Origin of the sequence: Lactococcus sp. SK2-659, from assembly GCF_020218185.2 — a bacterium.
GTDB classification, from domain to species: domain Bacteria; phylum Bacillota; class Bacilli; order Lactobacillales; family Streptococcaceae; genus Lactococcus; species Lactococcus lactis.
In genome coordinates this window covers 273,219-287,003 of sequence record NZ_JAIWQZ020000001.1, presented here as the reverse complement: position 1 = coordinate 287,003, position 13,785 = coordinate 273,219, and the positions used below count along the sequence as shown (strand labels likewise).

13 protein-coding genes and 1 tRNA gene are annotated in these 13,785 nt (G+C 33.7%); 3 read left to right on the top strand and 11 right to left on the bottom strand.

Annotation, left to right across the window (positions count from 1 at the left end; genetic code table 11):
* Window positions 1-6: 6 nt before the first annotated feature.
* The gene (udk, locus tag LDP15_RS01410; RefSeq protein ID WP_010906081.1) at window positions 7-627 is read right to left on the bottom strand and encodes a uridine kinase; all 621 of its coding nucleotides are present in this window, start codon (window positions 625-627) and stop codon (window positions 7-9) included.
* A 297-nt stretch (window positions 628-924) separates the two neighbouring features.
* Between udk and LDP15_RS01405 the strand changes: the two genes are divergently transcribed.
* Both LDP15_RS01405 and LDP15_RS01400 read left to right on the top strand, forming a co-directional pair.
* Window positions 925-1,905 (top strand): Gfo/Idh/MocA family protein, encoded by a 981-nt coding sequence (locus tag LDP15_RS01405; RefSeq protein ID WP_015426849.1) that lies wholly within the window; start codon window positions 925-927, stop codon window positions 1,903-1,905.
* A gap of 57 nt (window positions 1,906-1,962) precedes the next feature.
* Window positions 1,963-2,035, top strand: a tRNA-Arg gene (locus LDP15_RS01400).
* Between the two features lie 136 nt (window positions 2,036-2,171).
* On the opposite strand, the gene LDP15_RS01395 is transcribed toward LDP15_RS01400, so the two are convergent.
* Window positions 2,172-2,771, bottom strand: a complete 600-nt coding sequence (locus LDP15_RS01395; protein ID WP_003130347.1) for a transglycosylase — start codon at window positions 2,769-2,771, stop codon at window positions 2,172-2,174.
* Between the two features lie 657 nt (window positions 2,772-3,428).
* Here LDP15_RS01395 and menA point away from each other — a divergent pair.
* Complete coding sequence (gene menA, locus LDP15_RS01390; protein ID WP_015426850.1) at window positions 3,429-4,388, top strand: 1,4-dihydroxy-2-naphthoate polyprenyltransferase; 960 nt, start codon at window positions 3,429-3,431, stop codon at window positions 4,386-4,388.
* A gap of 24 nt (window positions 4,389-4,412) precedes the next feature.
* Here menA and LDP15_RS01385 read toward each other — a convergent pair whose 3' ends face one another.
* The 9 genes from LDP15_RS01385 to LDP15_RS01345 all read right to left on the bottom strand — a co-directional run bounded on the left by LDP15_RS01385 (window position 4,413) and on the right by LDP15_RS01345 (window position 13,668).
* The gene (locus tag LDP15_RS01385) at window positions 4,413-5,951 is read right to left on the bottom strand and encodes a ClC family H(+)/Cl(-) exchange transporter (RefSeq protein ID WP_015426851.1); all 1,539 of its coding nucleotides are present in this window, start codon (window positions 5,949-5,951) and stop codon (window positions 4,413-4,415) included.
* A gap of 168 nt (window positions 5,952-6,119) precedes the next feature.
* Window positions 6,120-6,353, bottom strand: coding sequence for a hypothetical protein (locus LDP15_RS01380; RefSeq protein ID WP_042230541.1), 234 nt, complete (start codon window positions 6,351-6,353; stop codon window positions 6,120-6,122).
* 21 nt (window positions 6,354-6,374) lie between these two features.
* Window positions 6,375-6,644, bottom strand: coding sequence for a hypothetical protein (locus LDP15_RS01375; protein ID WP_015426853.1), 270 nt, complete (start codon window positions 6,642-6,644; stop codon window positions 6,375-6,377).
* Between the two features lie 81 nt (window positions 6,645-6,725).
* The gene (locus LDP15_RS01370; RefSeq protein ID WP_225513420.1) at window positions 6,726-7,040 is read right to left on the bottom strand and encodes a bacteriocin immunity protein; all 315 of its coding nucleotides are present in this window, start codon (window positions 7,038-7,040) and stop codon (window positions 6,726-6,728) included.
* Between the two features lie 17 nt (window positions 7,041-7,057).
* Window positions 7,058-7,387 carry a lactococcin family bacteriocin gene (locus LDP15_RS01365; protein ID WP_015426854.1) on the bottom strand — a complete coding sequence of 110 codons (330 nt, stop codon included), beginning with the start codon at window positions 7,385-7,387 and terminating at the stop codon, window positions 7,058-7,060.
* A gap of 174 nt (window positions 7,388-7,561) precedes the next feature.
* Window positions 7,562-8,395 (bottom strand): Rgg/GadR/MutR family transcriptional regulator, encoded by an 834-nt coding sequence (locus LDP15_RS01360; protein ID WP_136122486.1) that lies wholly within the window; start codon window positions 8,393-8,395, stop codon window positions 7,562-7,564.
* Window positions 8,396-8,431: 36 nt separating this feature from the next.
* Complete coding sequence (locus LDP15_RS01355) at window positions 8,432-9,172, bottom strand: demethylmenaquinone methyltransferase (RefSeq protein WP_015426856.1); 741 nt, start codon at window positions 9,170-9,172, stop codon at window positions 8,432-8,434.
* Between the two features lie 97 nt (window positions 9,173-9,269).
* Window positions 9,270-11,975 (bottom strand): YhgE/Pip domain-containing protein, encoded by a 2,706-nt coding sequence (locus tag LDP15_RS01350; RefSeq protein WP_015426857.1) that lies wholly within the window; start codon window positions 11,973-11,975, stop codon window positions 9,270-9,272.
* A 259-nt stretch (window positions 11,976-12,234) separates the two neighbouring features.
* Entirely contained in the window at window positions 12,235-13,668 is a 1,434-nt protein-coding gene (locus LDP15_RS01345; RefSeq protein WP_021722126.1) for a 6-phospho-beta-glucosidase, read from the bottom strand.
* Between the last annotated feature and the right edge of the window lie 117 nt (window positions 13,669-13,785).

Here is a 13,785-nt window from a genome sequence, read left to right as displayed (position 1 = left end):
CTTTTTTTAGTCGTTTAAAATGCTAGCGATTTTCGTCGTAATAATATCAACACCAACAGTATTTGATACCCCTTCAGGAATAATCACATCTGCATATCTCTTTGTGGGTTCAATAAATTGATGATACATTGGCTTAACAGCATCTAAATACTGTGTAATTACTGAATCAAGAGTTCTTCCTCTTTCTTCAATATCTCTGCGAATTCGACGGATAATCCGCACATCGTCATCTGTATCAACAAATATTTTGATATCCATTAAATCACGCAAACGTTCATCTTCTAAAACCAAAATTCCCTCAACGATTAAAACATCAACAGGTTCTTGACGGTAAGTTTCTTGTGAACGCGTATGTTTTGCATAATCATAAATCGGAATATCAACCGCTCGTCCATATTGAAGCTCTTTTAATTGAGCAATTAAATAATCTGTATCAAAGGCTAATGGATGGTCGTAGTTCGTTTTTGTCCGTTCTTCAAAAGTCAAATGCGATTGATCTTTATAGTAACTATCATGTTCAATCATTGCAATTCGTTCATTTGAAAAAGTTTCTAAAATAGCATGTGAAACACTTGTCTTTCCACTTGCTGACCCACCAGTGACACCAATAATCAACGTTTTCTTCAAAATTAATTCTCCAAATTTTCTTCTATATATTCTACCACAATTTTTGAGCTTTTTGTCATCAACTGACAATTTTTTTACTTTTTAAGCGTTCACATCAAAAACTCTTAATTTTACTGACAAAAGCTCTTAATAAGTGACATGGAATCTTTGGAATTCTTATTTTTATAATTTATTTACTGAAAATTCAATAGTAGAGCAATGACCTTTAAGAAAAAATTTGATATAATAGAACAAGCTTTTAACAGAATTTTAGAATCTTCTAACGAATGATTCTGTCCACCTATAAAGGAGAATTTGATGCTAAAACTTGGAGTAATTGGTACGAGCTGGATTGCTCGCTCATTTATTGATGCTGCCCATATGACTGAAAAATTTCAGTTTTCTGCGGTCTATTCCCGTCGGATCGAATCTGCTGATCAGTTTTCTGCTGATTTTAAAGACATCCAAAAATTCGATAATCTTGACGTTTTTTTTAAAGCTTCACTTGATATTATCTATATTGCCAGTCCAAATGCCCTCCACTTTGAGCAAGCTAAAGCCGCAATTTTAGCCGGACATAATGTCATTGTTGAAAAACCTGCCTTTTCAAATCCTAAAGAACTGACAGAAATTATTAAGCTTGCTAAAGAAAATGAGGTCTTCTTCTTTGAAGCAGCCAGAAATATTCATGAACATTCATTTTCGATTATTAAAGACTTTCTTGCTGACAAAACAGTCAAAGGGGCAGACTTTACTTATTCAAAATATTCATCAAAAATGCCTGCTCTTTTAAACGGTGAAATCCCTAATAAATTTAATGCAAAATTCTCTGGTGGACTTTTAGCCGATCTTGGTGTATATCTTTTGTATGCTGCAATCTTTTGGTTTGGCAAACCACAAAAAGCAACTTATGATGCAGTTTTACTTCCGTCAGGCGTTGATTTAGCTGGTGTTGGAATTCTTGACTATCAAGATTACAAAGTTTCGATTAAATGCGCAGGAAATGTGAATTCATATCTTCCTAGTGAAATCTATACTACTGATGGAACTTTAATTTTGGATGGTGTTAATGCGATTACTTCTGCCAAATTCATTGCTATGGATGGTTCAGAAACTATAATCGACATTGAAGCTCCAAAACACTCTCTTTATGATGAAGCTGTTGACTTTGCCCAAATCTTAGAAAATAATGATTTTGCTGCAAGTTATGACCTACATCAATTTGCCCAAGAAGTTTCAGAAACTTCATATAAAATGCGTCAAAGTGCTGGCATTGTTTTTGATGCTGATAATAAATAAAGCTTATTAAAAGTTACTGACAGAAATATTTTGTAAGTCTGTCAGTAATTTATCTCTGGTCTCTTAGTTAAATTGGATATAACTACTGCCTCCTAAGCAGTGATTGCCAGTTCGATTCTGGCAGGGGCCATCTAATAAAAAAGAACACCGAATTCGGTGTTCTTTTTTATACTCAATCAATCCCAAACGAACTTGAGAGTTGATTGCTATGAGCCACTAAGTTTGATTTATTTATCAAAGATTTTAAGACGAGTTTTAATCAATGCTTAGTTATAAACAACCCAGCTACCAGCAGGAAGTTTACTTGCCATCGCAATTTGTTCTGCCAAAGTCATTCCAGCATATTCGCCATGGCCTAGCAATTGGAAAGCACCATAAGCACCTGAACTTGAATTCACACTATCAATCCCACCATTTGATTCGTGAGTAATGATATAAGCCCATTCGCTAGCAGAATAGCCCGCTGCATTAGCTGTATTCGATGCCATATAATTAGCAAGAGCTTGGATGTCAACTTGTCCAGAAGTTTGGCTCATATTAAGCCCACCAGAAACACTTTGTGTTGCTTGAGTTGGTGCAACTGATGTAACTTTAGTAGGTTGTTCTTCAGCAGTTTTAGTTGTTGCAGAAACTTGAGTTGTTGTTCCTGTAAGAATGTTATTAACTTCTGTTTGGATTGCTTTCACATCAAAACCTTTACTTTGAAGGTTAGTGACACGAGTATCTCCATTTCCGTAGTTTCCGTTAATTACTTCTATAGCAACTTCATGAGTTGATTTAGGTGTATCCGCATGAGCGATTCCGCCCCCAATAAACATGAATGATGCAACTAATCCCGTTGAAATAGCAACTTTACTTAATTTCATTTAGACCTTTCGATTTCGCCACTAAGAACATTCCATAGGATTCAAACTGAATCCAGTCTATCTTCTATTAACATGGTTACTTCCCATACACATCATAAAGTCCGAACGCTTGTGTAGGATTACCGTAAGCAGTTTAACGTCATTGCACGCTATGGACGTTTAAAAATTCATTTCTCACAACTTATTGTGAGTTAAAAAACAATTTAACATCAGTAGTAAATTTTCTCCACCACTCATGAGAGATGATTATATTATCCATTACTTAACCGAACCTTAAAATAAATGCTAAGAATCCCTCACAAAACTGATTATAAAGCCTTTTCCTTCAAATCTTATTCTCATATTGTAGTATCTTTAGTACGAACTATTGGAGGCTTAAACCGTTCACAAATCAATTAAAATTAGCATATTTTATATTTATCTTAACAAAGATTACTAAATATAATCTTCAAGTATATGTTGATTCTTAACCTATAATCAGTTATAATTACAATAGAAATGAAAGCACTTCAGTAAAATGAGTAACATTTGTTAACATTTTTGCTTAAATATTTTTAATATGATTAAAAAATAGAGAATTATTTTCTCAAAAAATAAATAAGTAAAAGCCGTAAAATAACGGCTGTTTTTATTCAAATTATATTTTCAGGAGTAGTTATGTCCCTCAAAAATTTTTTAGAACTCGTCGAAATTAAAACTAAAATCGCCAGTATTTTCCCTTACATTATTGGTTTACTTTTTAGTTTAAGCTATTTTAAAATGATAAATATTGGCCTATCTCTCGTATTTTTAATAGCTATGCTCCTTTTTGATATGACCGTAACTGCTATTAACAATTATCAAGATTTCAAAAAAGCCAAAGATGAAGAATACAAAAAGCAAGAAAACATCATTGGTCAAGCCAATCTTTCCACCCGATTGATAGCTTCTATTATCTTGTTTATGCTTATTTTGAGCCTTTTTTTAGGATTTCTCCTCGCTTATTTTATTGGCTGGCTTTTCTTTATTCTTGGTGGAATCGTCTTCTTTATTGGCGTTTTCTATACCTATGGTCCTATTCCACTTTCACGTATGCCTTTAGGAGAAATTTTTTCTGGTGGGACAATGGGCTTTGGAATTTTTGCAATGATCATCTTAATCAACAGCGCTCAATCACCTATTTTTAACCTAAATCTTGATTTTACAAACGACTCTTTTAGCTTTACTGGTAGTATTTTTGCAGCCATCGCCATGATAATTGCAAGTTTACCACTCATTTTTACCATTGCAAACATCATGCTGGCCAATAATTTACGTGATTTAGATAGCGATATAAAAAATCATCGTTACACATTAGTTTATTATATCGGTCGTTCAAACGGAATCAAACTTTTTCAACTTTTGATGTATTCTTCCTATTTAGCTATTATTCTTGGATTTATCTTTAGAATATTTGAATGGCCAACTTTACTTAGTTTACTCACTTTTCCAATTATCAGAAAGAATCTAAAATCTCATGCTAGTCAAGTTCCAAGTCCTCGCAGCTTTGTTTATTCACTGAGAAATATGGTTCTATTTAACAGCGCTTATGCTGTGAGTCTGTTTTTATCAATCCTTTGGCAATATTTAAGCAACTAAAAAAAGTGATAGAATATCACTTTTTTATTTTTCATTTAAAACCTGACGAAGCTGTTCTCTAGCAATCACTTCATCTTCTCGTCTAATCAAAAAGGTCAAATAATCTCCTGCTTGTAATTCGGTATTCCCGTGTGGAATAATATCCTTACCTGAACGATGAACCGAAACAAGCAAACATCCTTCTGGTAAATGTATCTCTGACAACTTCTTACGATCCGCAACTGAATCAAATTGAACAATTGTTTCAAACATCATCTGCTTATCCGAATCATCAACATCAATTTCTTTTTCTTTCAACATGTTCTCTAATAAAGAATCATAAATTGGCTCAGATTGTAATAAATCAGCAACGACATAGGCAATTAAAGAGACAAGAGCCAGAGGAAGTAAATGGTCAAATGAACCAGTCATTTCCACCAAAAGAAGGATTCCAGTCATCGGTGCTCGAACAATTGCTGTAAAAGTCCCAGCCATCGCTAAAATTACTAGATTGGCAAACAAATGGCTTGGAAGATGAAAAAGTGAAATGACAATTGTCGCAAAAACAGCTCCAAGACTAGCACCCAAAACTAACAGGGGAAAGAAAATTCCTCCTGGCACCCCCGAAGCATAAGATACCATTGAAATCAGATATTTCCCAATGAGAATCAAACATAGAAAGGCTAATCCCATTCCTAAACTAAAGGAATCCATTAAACGATGGCCACTCCCAATTATATTAGGAAACAATAAACCAGTTGCCCCAACCACTAAAAAAGTAAGTAAAACACGAAGAAATGGACTTTTTATTTTCTTCATCAAATTTTGACTTGTGAGGAGTGTCCAGTTATAAAAAGCACCGAAAAATCCTAAAATAATTCCTAAAATAATAAGTAGCCAATAATTTGAGAGTTCAATTGAACCAACAATTTGGAAATGAAAAACTGGACCACTCCCAAACATTATTCGTGCAACCATATCAGCAACCATTGCTGAGGTCATACAAGTTAATAAAATCAATGGAGAAAAGTATTTAAATACTTCTTCCAAAGTAAACATGACACCTGACAAAGGGGCATTGAAAGCAGCAGATAAACCAGCAGATGCCCCAGAAGCAATTAGAATTCTTTTATGACGTTCAGTTTCAGCCAACCGGCTAGAAACCATCTGACCCATTGAAGCCCCAAGTTGAACTGAGGGACCCTCACGCCCCAGTGATAGACCTGCAAACATTGCTAAAGTCCCAGCGATAAATTTAGCAAAAGCCGTCGTGAACCAATTATTTTTAAAATAACCCTGTAATTGCCCTTTAACTTGTGGTATCCCAGAACCTGAACTCATCGGGTATTTCTTCATAAAGTAAGTAACCACAAACGCTAAGAAAGCCAAACCCAAAATAAGGAGGGGAATAAAAATAAGGTGTGAGCTAACGAAGCGATAAATACTCAAGCCCCAAGTTTCAGCTTTTTCCAGTGCCAACCGATAAAGACTGGCCAAAAAACCCGCAGTCAATCCCACGAGTACACTTAGAAAAAGCAGATAAAGATTTTTATTTGTTGATTTCTCTATATCTTTTAATTTCATTACTACTTCCCTACTAACGCTTATTTTAATAAATTTTTAAGCAAGATTATTATACCATAAAATAGATTCCTTATGTTTTGTACTTTTAATAATATACACATCACCTGTATAAATTTACTCAAAAAGGCACTCAATCGAGTACCTTTAATTTTTTAACTACAGATTTACTTAAAGTTTTCTATCTTTCCAAAAAAGAAAGAGCCCGAAAAACATCATCAAATAAAATGGAAGTGTCAATGCAGTAATTTCTAGTGGTATTCTTACAACAAAAATAAGAATAATGAGAGAGATAGATAAGACTAAACCTCTATACTTAAAAATTGATTTTGGAATTCGTGGCCAAACATAGATTTGTAAAAGAAATGAGATGACGATAATCGCCAGCCATAAAACTAAAACCATCACTCTACCTCCTTGTTAAGTTTAATTCTCTTTTTTTCCCTCAGAATCTCGTTTACTATCATGTATTAAATAATAGATACCTAAGCCAATTAAAAGAATAGAGAATAAAACTACTGGGAACAAGCCATCATTTTTTACAAAAACAAAGAAACTAAGAAGTAATACCGACGAAGACATGATAATCATTCCTCTTTTCCTTCGGCCATAGCTGATTAAAAAAGAATCTTTATATTTTTTTCCTATTAAGTAAGCCCCCCAGATTATCAATAGTATAGCGATACTAAGTAACATTTTAATACCTCTTTTCTAAAATAATCAGATTATACAGCGTAAATAGAATTATTCATCTGAGTTTTACTCTAATAATCTACATCACTTTCTTTTTTGTGGAAATTGAGAAATTCCTGTCAACAAAGAACTTCCTTCTCCCCAAGCTACTTTTCTTTCAGCTCGAAGTTCCTTATAAAAACTCAAGACTTCTTGAGAAAGTTGAGAACTAATAACCAAGGGAAGTAAGGCATTTCTAAAATGAACTAATTCGAATTCAAGGTTTTTACTTTTTTCAATTCGTTCGCGATAATTCAATAATATTTCTTTCTCACGTGATTTAAGTTCTGACTTATTTTTCAGAAGTTCATCAATTCGTTTTAGGATTTTTTCTTTATTTTCTTTCTCCTTTTTAAACATGTTATATTTTCTCCTTTCTACCAGTTTACTCCTTGAGCATTAAATACGTAAATTGCGGCTCCCATTGGACCTCTCGTTTGAGCAAAAACATACTTATGATTTACTTGATCATAATAAAGTGCTCCAGAAGCAGTGTTTTGAATAAATGTTAGATTAGAAGTATTGGTCCAATATCCACTATCTGAACTACCACCTTCAAATTCCATATTCATCCGTGGTAGTATTCTTAAAGGAGCTATTACTTCTTGAGAATTCGAAACAACTGAATCGGCAGACACTGATATTGAGTAAAATTCTGAAAAAACTGCTAAAGCTATTAGGATTACATAAATTTGTTTTGGTTTCATAAGAATTTCCTTCTTTCTATTATATTTTTGTACAATTTTTTTATTTTTAAATATATTTCCCTTTCTATTTAATTTTCGAGCGCGCTTTCTTTTATCTTTAATTTTATTTTAGCAGAAAAAAAGCCTCATTTTTAAATCATTGCGGAAATGCAACGAAGTAATCTGGAGACTTTTTTATGTTAATAATTTTCCTAAAAGCTTTTGATAGCGTTTTTGATAATAATCTGCTAAATCTTTATACCCAACTTGTCGAAAAATTTCAATGGCATTTTTGATTTGCTTTTCACCGCTTATCTTGTCTTTGAAACAATAGCTATAAAAACCATGTGCCAGATTTCTTAGATTTTCAACATAGAGGTCGTAGAAATCATCTTTAGGGTAACTTTTTTGCAAGATACTTTTAGCTGAGTCACGAGCTCCTTTTGAGGAAAGCAAAACGACCGCTCGATACGAAGATTGAAGAACTCTTCTGCGATATTTAAAAACACCATATAAGTGTTTACTCTTCCCCCAGAGTTCTTTCATCAAATACATAATTTCTCGTTCACTGAAACTATCCAAAGTCAGATAAAAAATCGAAAGTTCAAAATAGCCCCATTCTCCAACATCATAGAGATATTCAACCACATCGTCAGCTTCCGTTTGTGTCAGGATTTCATAACGACTTTTCGCACAATAAGCTAGCATTTTTGAATCATATTCCATAGCTTCTAGATAGAGATTGTGAAGTTTATCAACGTCATCTACAATATCCGCAAGAATTATATCTTCTAAAAATTCTTCTTTATAATCCATTGAAAAATTATTGATAAAATGTTCATACTCAGCTAAAGTCACATTCATCTCTTGCAGCGCACTATCCAAGCGTTCAAAGCTTATCATGGTTTGACCTAATTCAAATCTTGATAAACTCGCTTTTGAAATTCCTATTTCTGAAAAATGAGAAAGCGAAAAATTCTTTTGTTCTCGTAGTTTTTTAAAAATTTCCCCATAACGTTTATAAGGCATATTTTTTCCTCGAAATTTTTATTTTTTATTGACCGATTACTTTTTACCAATACGAATATTTGATTTAGGTTTTTTGGATTTAGTGGCAAAATGACTTGCGATTGCTCCACCGCCATGTTTTTGATATTCTACGGCAACAAAGCCAGCTTTTCTAAAAAGTTCCTCAAGTGTCTTGGCATCTGGAAAATCTTCTGCTGATTTTTGAAGCCATTGATATTCTTTTAAAGATTTGGCAAAAACTTTACCAAAAAAGGGCATGACATTTTTAAAATAAAGTTCAAAAGCTTGTTTATAAATTGGCAATGTGGGGTGCGAAGTTTCGATACAAACTACTCTGCCCCCTGGTTTTAATACACGAAAAATTTCTTTTAATACAGTAAGATAGTCAGGTGTGTTTCTTAAACCATAACCAATCGTAACTACATCAAAACTTTCATTTTCAAAAGGTAATGCCATTGCATTTCCTTGGAGAAATTCAATATTTTTCTTCGCTTCTTCTTTGAGTTTAGCCTTAGCAATTTCGAGCATATTTTCTGAAAAATCAAGACCAATTACTTTACCAGAAGGGCCGACACTTTCAGATAAATCAAAAGTCCAGTCTCCAGTTCCACAACACAAATCAAGAATAGACAGACCAGTTAAATCTCCCATTCTTTTCATTGTTTTAGCACGCCATAAATCATGTTGTTTAAAACTGATAATGGCGTTCATTTTATCATAATCTGATGAAATACTATTAAAAATTTCTTGTACACGTTCTTCGTTTACTTTTGTCATAGACATATTATAGCACAAGTTCTCCCTTACTATTTGCTCATTATGATTATAAATAACAGAAAAACTACTGACCAGTCTGTCAGTAGTTTTCTTAACATTAATGGAAGAAATGACTCTTGCTTCCGATTTCGGAAATCTTCTTCGTTTTATCTTCAAAGTGTGGGAAGAGGAAGGCACCTATTGCAACAAACACAATTGATACTGCTACAAGGATAATTATCGCAAACCAAGCATTTGGCCAGTAAATTCCTCCCGCTGATTCTCGTAAAAGGTTGACAGCGTGAGTAAATGGTAAATAAGGATTAATGGCTTGGAAGAATTTTCCAGAAACTTGGATTGGATAGTTCCCACCACCACCAGAAATGGAAAGAACCAGGATGATAATCGCTATTCCTTTACCTACATTGCCAAACAGTGCGACCAGAACATAAACCATTATCATAAAGGCTATGGATATTAGTAAGGCAAAGAGAACACTGTAGAATGGATCTCTTACATCTACTCCTAAACCAAAATAATTTCCAAGCGTTACGATCAAAGCTTGAGCAAGTCCAATGGCTACGAAACTTCCCATTCGAGCAAAGAATTGTTCACGTTTAGAATAACGTTTTTTATCTTTATCTGATAAGTGAACCTCCGTTGTTGCCAAACTTGAAAGTAAGACTGCACCGACCCACAGACAAAGCGCAGTATAGAAAGGTGTACTTGCTGAACCATTGTTGGCAATCGGGTAGATTTGATTTTCTTGGACTTCAACTGGTTGTGTCAGGAAGTCACTTTCTTTGGTTGCATCTAATTTTAGGAGTTTGACGATTTCACCTAAGTCAACTTCTTTTTCACCTTTTTGAATGGCTGCGGCTGCTTTTTGAATTCCTGATTTGATTTCAGGCCAATCATTTTGGATTAAATCATTGGCTTGATTCAAAGCAGACTCAACATCAGGCATTTTATCATTTGCCATTGTTAAGGTATCTGTCAAATCTTTACGAACACCAGCATAATCATTTTTAAAGAAATCAGAAGCTGTCCCTAACTTAGTTTTAAGAGTAGGAAACTCATTTTTATAGAGATTAGCTCCTTCATTAATTGCATTAACAATCGTTGTCATATTGCCATTTAACATTACATTCGCATCATGAATTTCTTGTTTAATGGCTGGCATTTCGCCTTGATATTTTTCTAAAATGGTAATAGCATTAGAAACTGTTTGACTTGTTGAATTTAGTAAGGCATCAAAGTCGATTTGTTGAGCTTGATTTAATAAACCTTTAGCGTCTGTTATGGTATTAATTAAGGTTGTTAGAGCATTATTAATTGTACTACTAATCTCACTGACATCAATTTTACTAATTAAATCAGAAATATTATTTACTACATCATTGATTTGTGATAGATAAGCTCGAATTTTAGAGACATCACCCTCTTGCACTAAGTCATTTAGGTGACTCATTCTGGTACTAAGTTCTGACAAGAGCGAATCTAGATTAGTTAATTGCTCAATAGTAGAATCTAAATCGTGATTTCCATTGCTTTCTTGCACCTGCTTCATATATTCAACAATATTTTGAATGGCTTCTCTTTGCTTAGCAATGTTATTAGTAAAATTGGTAATTAAGCTATTTATTTGTTCCTTTTCATCATCAGTTAATTGATTATCGGCAATCGCTTGATCAATAACAGAAATAACGGATGAAGTATTTTTTGAGAACTCTTGAATTGATTGAAGTGTTATTTGAACGCTATTTGTAATGCTAGGCAATGCACTCTGCATTTTTTTCGCCGCATCCAAGGTTATAGTCCCCAAACTATCAGCATCTTGTCCCAATTTTTTAATGTCTGGCATTGATTTTTGGACTTGATTGATAATTTGTAAACCTTGTTTGGCTTCTTGAATACCTTGAGTCATGGTACTTTCTACTGACGCAAAGTCATCATCAATCATCGAGATTTGTTTTCCAGCATTTTGAATCTCAGGTATTTTCTCTTGAAGGGTCAAAACGAGTGAAAAACTTTTATCAATTTCTGGCATTTTATCATTTAATTTAATGACCTTTTGACCTAAAGCATCTACTTCTGGTAAATAAGTGATAAATTCATTAGCTTTTGCCAGTTTTTCTTTAATTTCTGGCATTTTTCCATGAAGGTCAACAACTTGTTGAGTGTATTTATCAATGGTTCCTAAATTATCATTAGTTGATAAAATCGCTGATTTAACCTTCTGAATACTTATCATGTTTTTATCAATATCGTAACCAATTGTATTGAAGGTTTTTAAAAGGGTACTACTTGCCGTTTTGATAAACTCTTCAGAAATTTGCGATTGTAGAGAAGAGGCTCCTTTTGATGTTATTTTGGGAGCGATGGCATTGATTTTTTCGTTAATTGAATAAACAATTTGTGGTTTTTTAATATCTCCCGTGGTGAAACTTAAGAGGTCTTTTGAAAAATCCTTTGGTAAATAGATCCCAGCATAGTATTTCCCAGATTTCACACCTTTATCTAAATCTGCTTTGGAATCAACAAATTTCCAGCCTAATTGGTGATTTTTCTTTAAATTTTTCAGTACTTCATCACCAATATTGATGGTTTTATCTTGAAAACTTGCCGATTTATCTGCACTATAGACCGCAATTGGCAGTTGCGAAGTATTGGCATAGGGGTCCCACAGGGCTTTAATATTAAACCAAGCATATAAAGAGGGAATTATCATTAGGGCGACAATTAAAAAAGTCGCCACGGGATTTTTAAATATTCGCTTCCAGTCTAGGGCAAACAACTTCCATGTATTTTTAATACTTTTCACTTCTTATCCTCATCATTCTTATCTCACTTGTAACTTTTTAAATTTCTTAAATATCATCGAGGCTTTTTCATACTTCATGACTGCGGATTTAAAAATTACGCAATACACGATTTTATCATATTTCATAAAAAAGTTCTAGCACTGCTTCCTTTTAATGGACACTTGCTTAACTATTGTAAATTTTTCTTGCTAGATAAAAATCTTAAATCAAAGAAATGTTTTGTTTGATAAAAAAAGGAGGAAAGCCCCCCCTTTTTAATTATTCATTTGTTAAATCTTCACCGTTGCTTGCAATAACTTTCTTGTACCAGTTAAATGATTTCTTAGGCGTCCGTTTCAAACTTCCTTTACCATAATCATCTCGGTCGACATAGATGAATCCATAACGTTTGCTCATCTCACCCGTTCCTGCTGATACTAAGTCAATACATCCCCAAGAAGTATAACCTAATAGTTCAACGCCATCAAGTTCAACTGCTTTCTTCATTTCTTTGATGTGTGCAGCCATGTAATCAATTCGGTAATCATCAGCTACAAATCCATTTTCATCAGGTTTATCTACTGCTCCTAAACCATTTTCTACAATAAATAATGGTTTTTGATAGCGGTCATAAATAGAATTCATTGTGATTCTTAAACCAAGTGGGTCAATTTGCCAACCCCATTCACTGGCCTCTAAATAAGGATTTTTTACAGATTCAAAGATATTTCCAGCTGATTTATCTGCATCCTCATCCTTGACTTTAGCGACTCGACTTGCATAGTAACTAAATGAAATAAAGTCAACTGTGTTTTCAGCAAGGATTTCTAAGTCGCCTTTTTCAATCGGAAGTGTAATTTCTTCACGCTCTAATCTCTTTAAAAGGTAGTTTGGATATTTTCCACGTGATTGAACATCAATGAAAAAGAGATTATCATGATTTTGTTTTTGAGCTTCAAAAACATTTTCTGGATTACAATCAAATGGATAGTAATCTCCAGCAGCTAACATACAACCTATCTTATTTTCTGGGTCAACTTCATGTCCAATTTTTGTTGCTAAAGCCGATGCTAATAGTTCATGATGAGCGGCTAAGTATTTGGCTTGTTCTTTATTTTCTCCTTCTTCAAAAACAAGTCCTGCTCCCATAAATGGAGCATGTAGGAGCATATTAATTTCATTAAATGTCAACCAATAGCGAACCAATCCTTTATAACGAGTAAAAATTGCTCTGGCTAAATTTTCATAGAAACCAACCATTTTTCGATTACGCCAGCCACCGTATTCTTTAATTAAGTGGACAGGGCAATCAAAGTGAGTAATGGTTACTAAGGGTTCAATTCCTAAACGTTGGCATTCTCTAAAAATATCTTCATAAAATTGCAAGCCTTCTTCATTTGGCTCTTGTTCATCACCTTTTGGAAAAATTCTTGTCCAAGCAATAGACATTCGATAGGTTTTAAATCCCATTTCAGCAAAAAGTGCGAGGTCTTCTTTCCAATGATGATACATATCAATCGCTTCTTTTGCTGGATAAAAATGGTCTTCATCGAATTCAAGGTGCTTCATTTCCCCTGTAATAATTGGAAAACGGTCTTTTCCGTGTGGAACAAGGTCGACATTGGCAAGCCCACGTCCTCCCTGATTATAGCCGCCTTCACATTGATTAGCTGCAGTTGCTCCGCCCCAGAGAAAATCTTTACTAAATGGCATAATAGATGACACTCCTTTTTTATTCTTTTTTTCATTTTAACATTTTTTTATGACATTTGATAGCGATTTCATCTATTTTTTGAAGCGTTTTCTATAATTTTATAAATAGAAAAGACT

Bases quoted from the DNA above. Each gene is read 5' to 3' on its own strand.
- LDP15_RS01405 (WP_015426849.1), top strand. From the start codon at position 925: ATGCTAAAACTTGGAGTAATTGGTACGAGCTGGATTGCTCGCTCATTT.
- LDP15_RS01395 (WP_003130347.1), bottom strand. From the start codon at position 2,771: ATGAAATTAAGTAAAGTTGCTATTTCAACGGGATTAGTTGCATCATTC.
- menA (WP_015426850.1), top strand. From the start codon at position 3,429: ATGTCCCTCAAAAATTTTTTAGAACTCGTCGAAATTAAAACTAAAATC.
- LDP15_RS01385 (WP_015426851.1), bottom strand. From the start codon at position 5,951: ATGAAATTAAAAGATATAGAGAAATCAACAAATAAAAATCTTTATCTG.
- LDP15_RS01380 (WP_042230541.1), bottom strand. From the start codon at position 6,353: ATGGTTTTAGTTTTATGGCTGGCGATTATCGTCATCTCATTTCTTTTA.
- LDP15_RS01375 (WP_015426853.1), bottom strand. From the start codon at position 6,644: ATGTTACTTAGTATCGCTATACTATTGATAATCTGGGGGGCTTACTTA.
- LDP15_RS01370 (WP_225513420.1), bottom strand. From the start codon at position 7,040: ATGTTTAAAAAGGAGAAAGAAAATAAAGAAAAAATCCTAAAACGAATT.
- LDP15_RS01365 (WP_015426854.1), bottom strand. From the start codon at position 7,387: ATGAAACCAAAACAAATTTATGTAATCCTAATAGCTTTAGCAGTTTTT.
- LDP15_RS01360 (WP_136122486.1), bottom strand. From the start codon at position 8,395: ATGCCTTATAAACGTTATGGGGAAATTTTTAAAAAACTACGAGAACAA.
- LDP15_RS01355 (WP_015426856.1), bottom strand. From the start codon at position 9,172: ATGACAAAAGTAAACGAAGAACGTGTACAAGAAATTTTTAATAGTATT.
- LDP15_RS01345 (WP_021722126.1), bottom strand. From the start codon at position 13,668: ATGCCATTTAGTAAAGATTTTCTCTGGGGCGGAGCAACTGCAGCTAAT.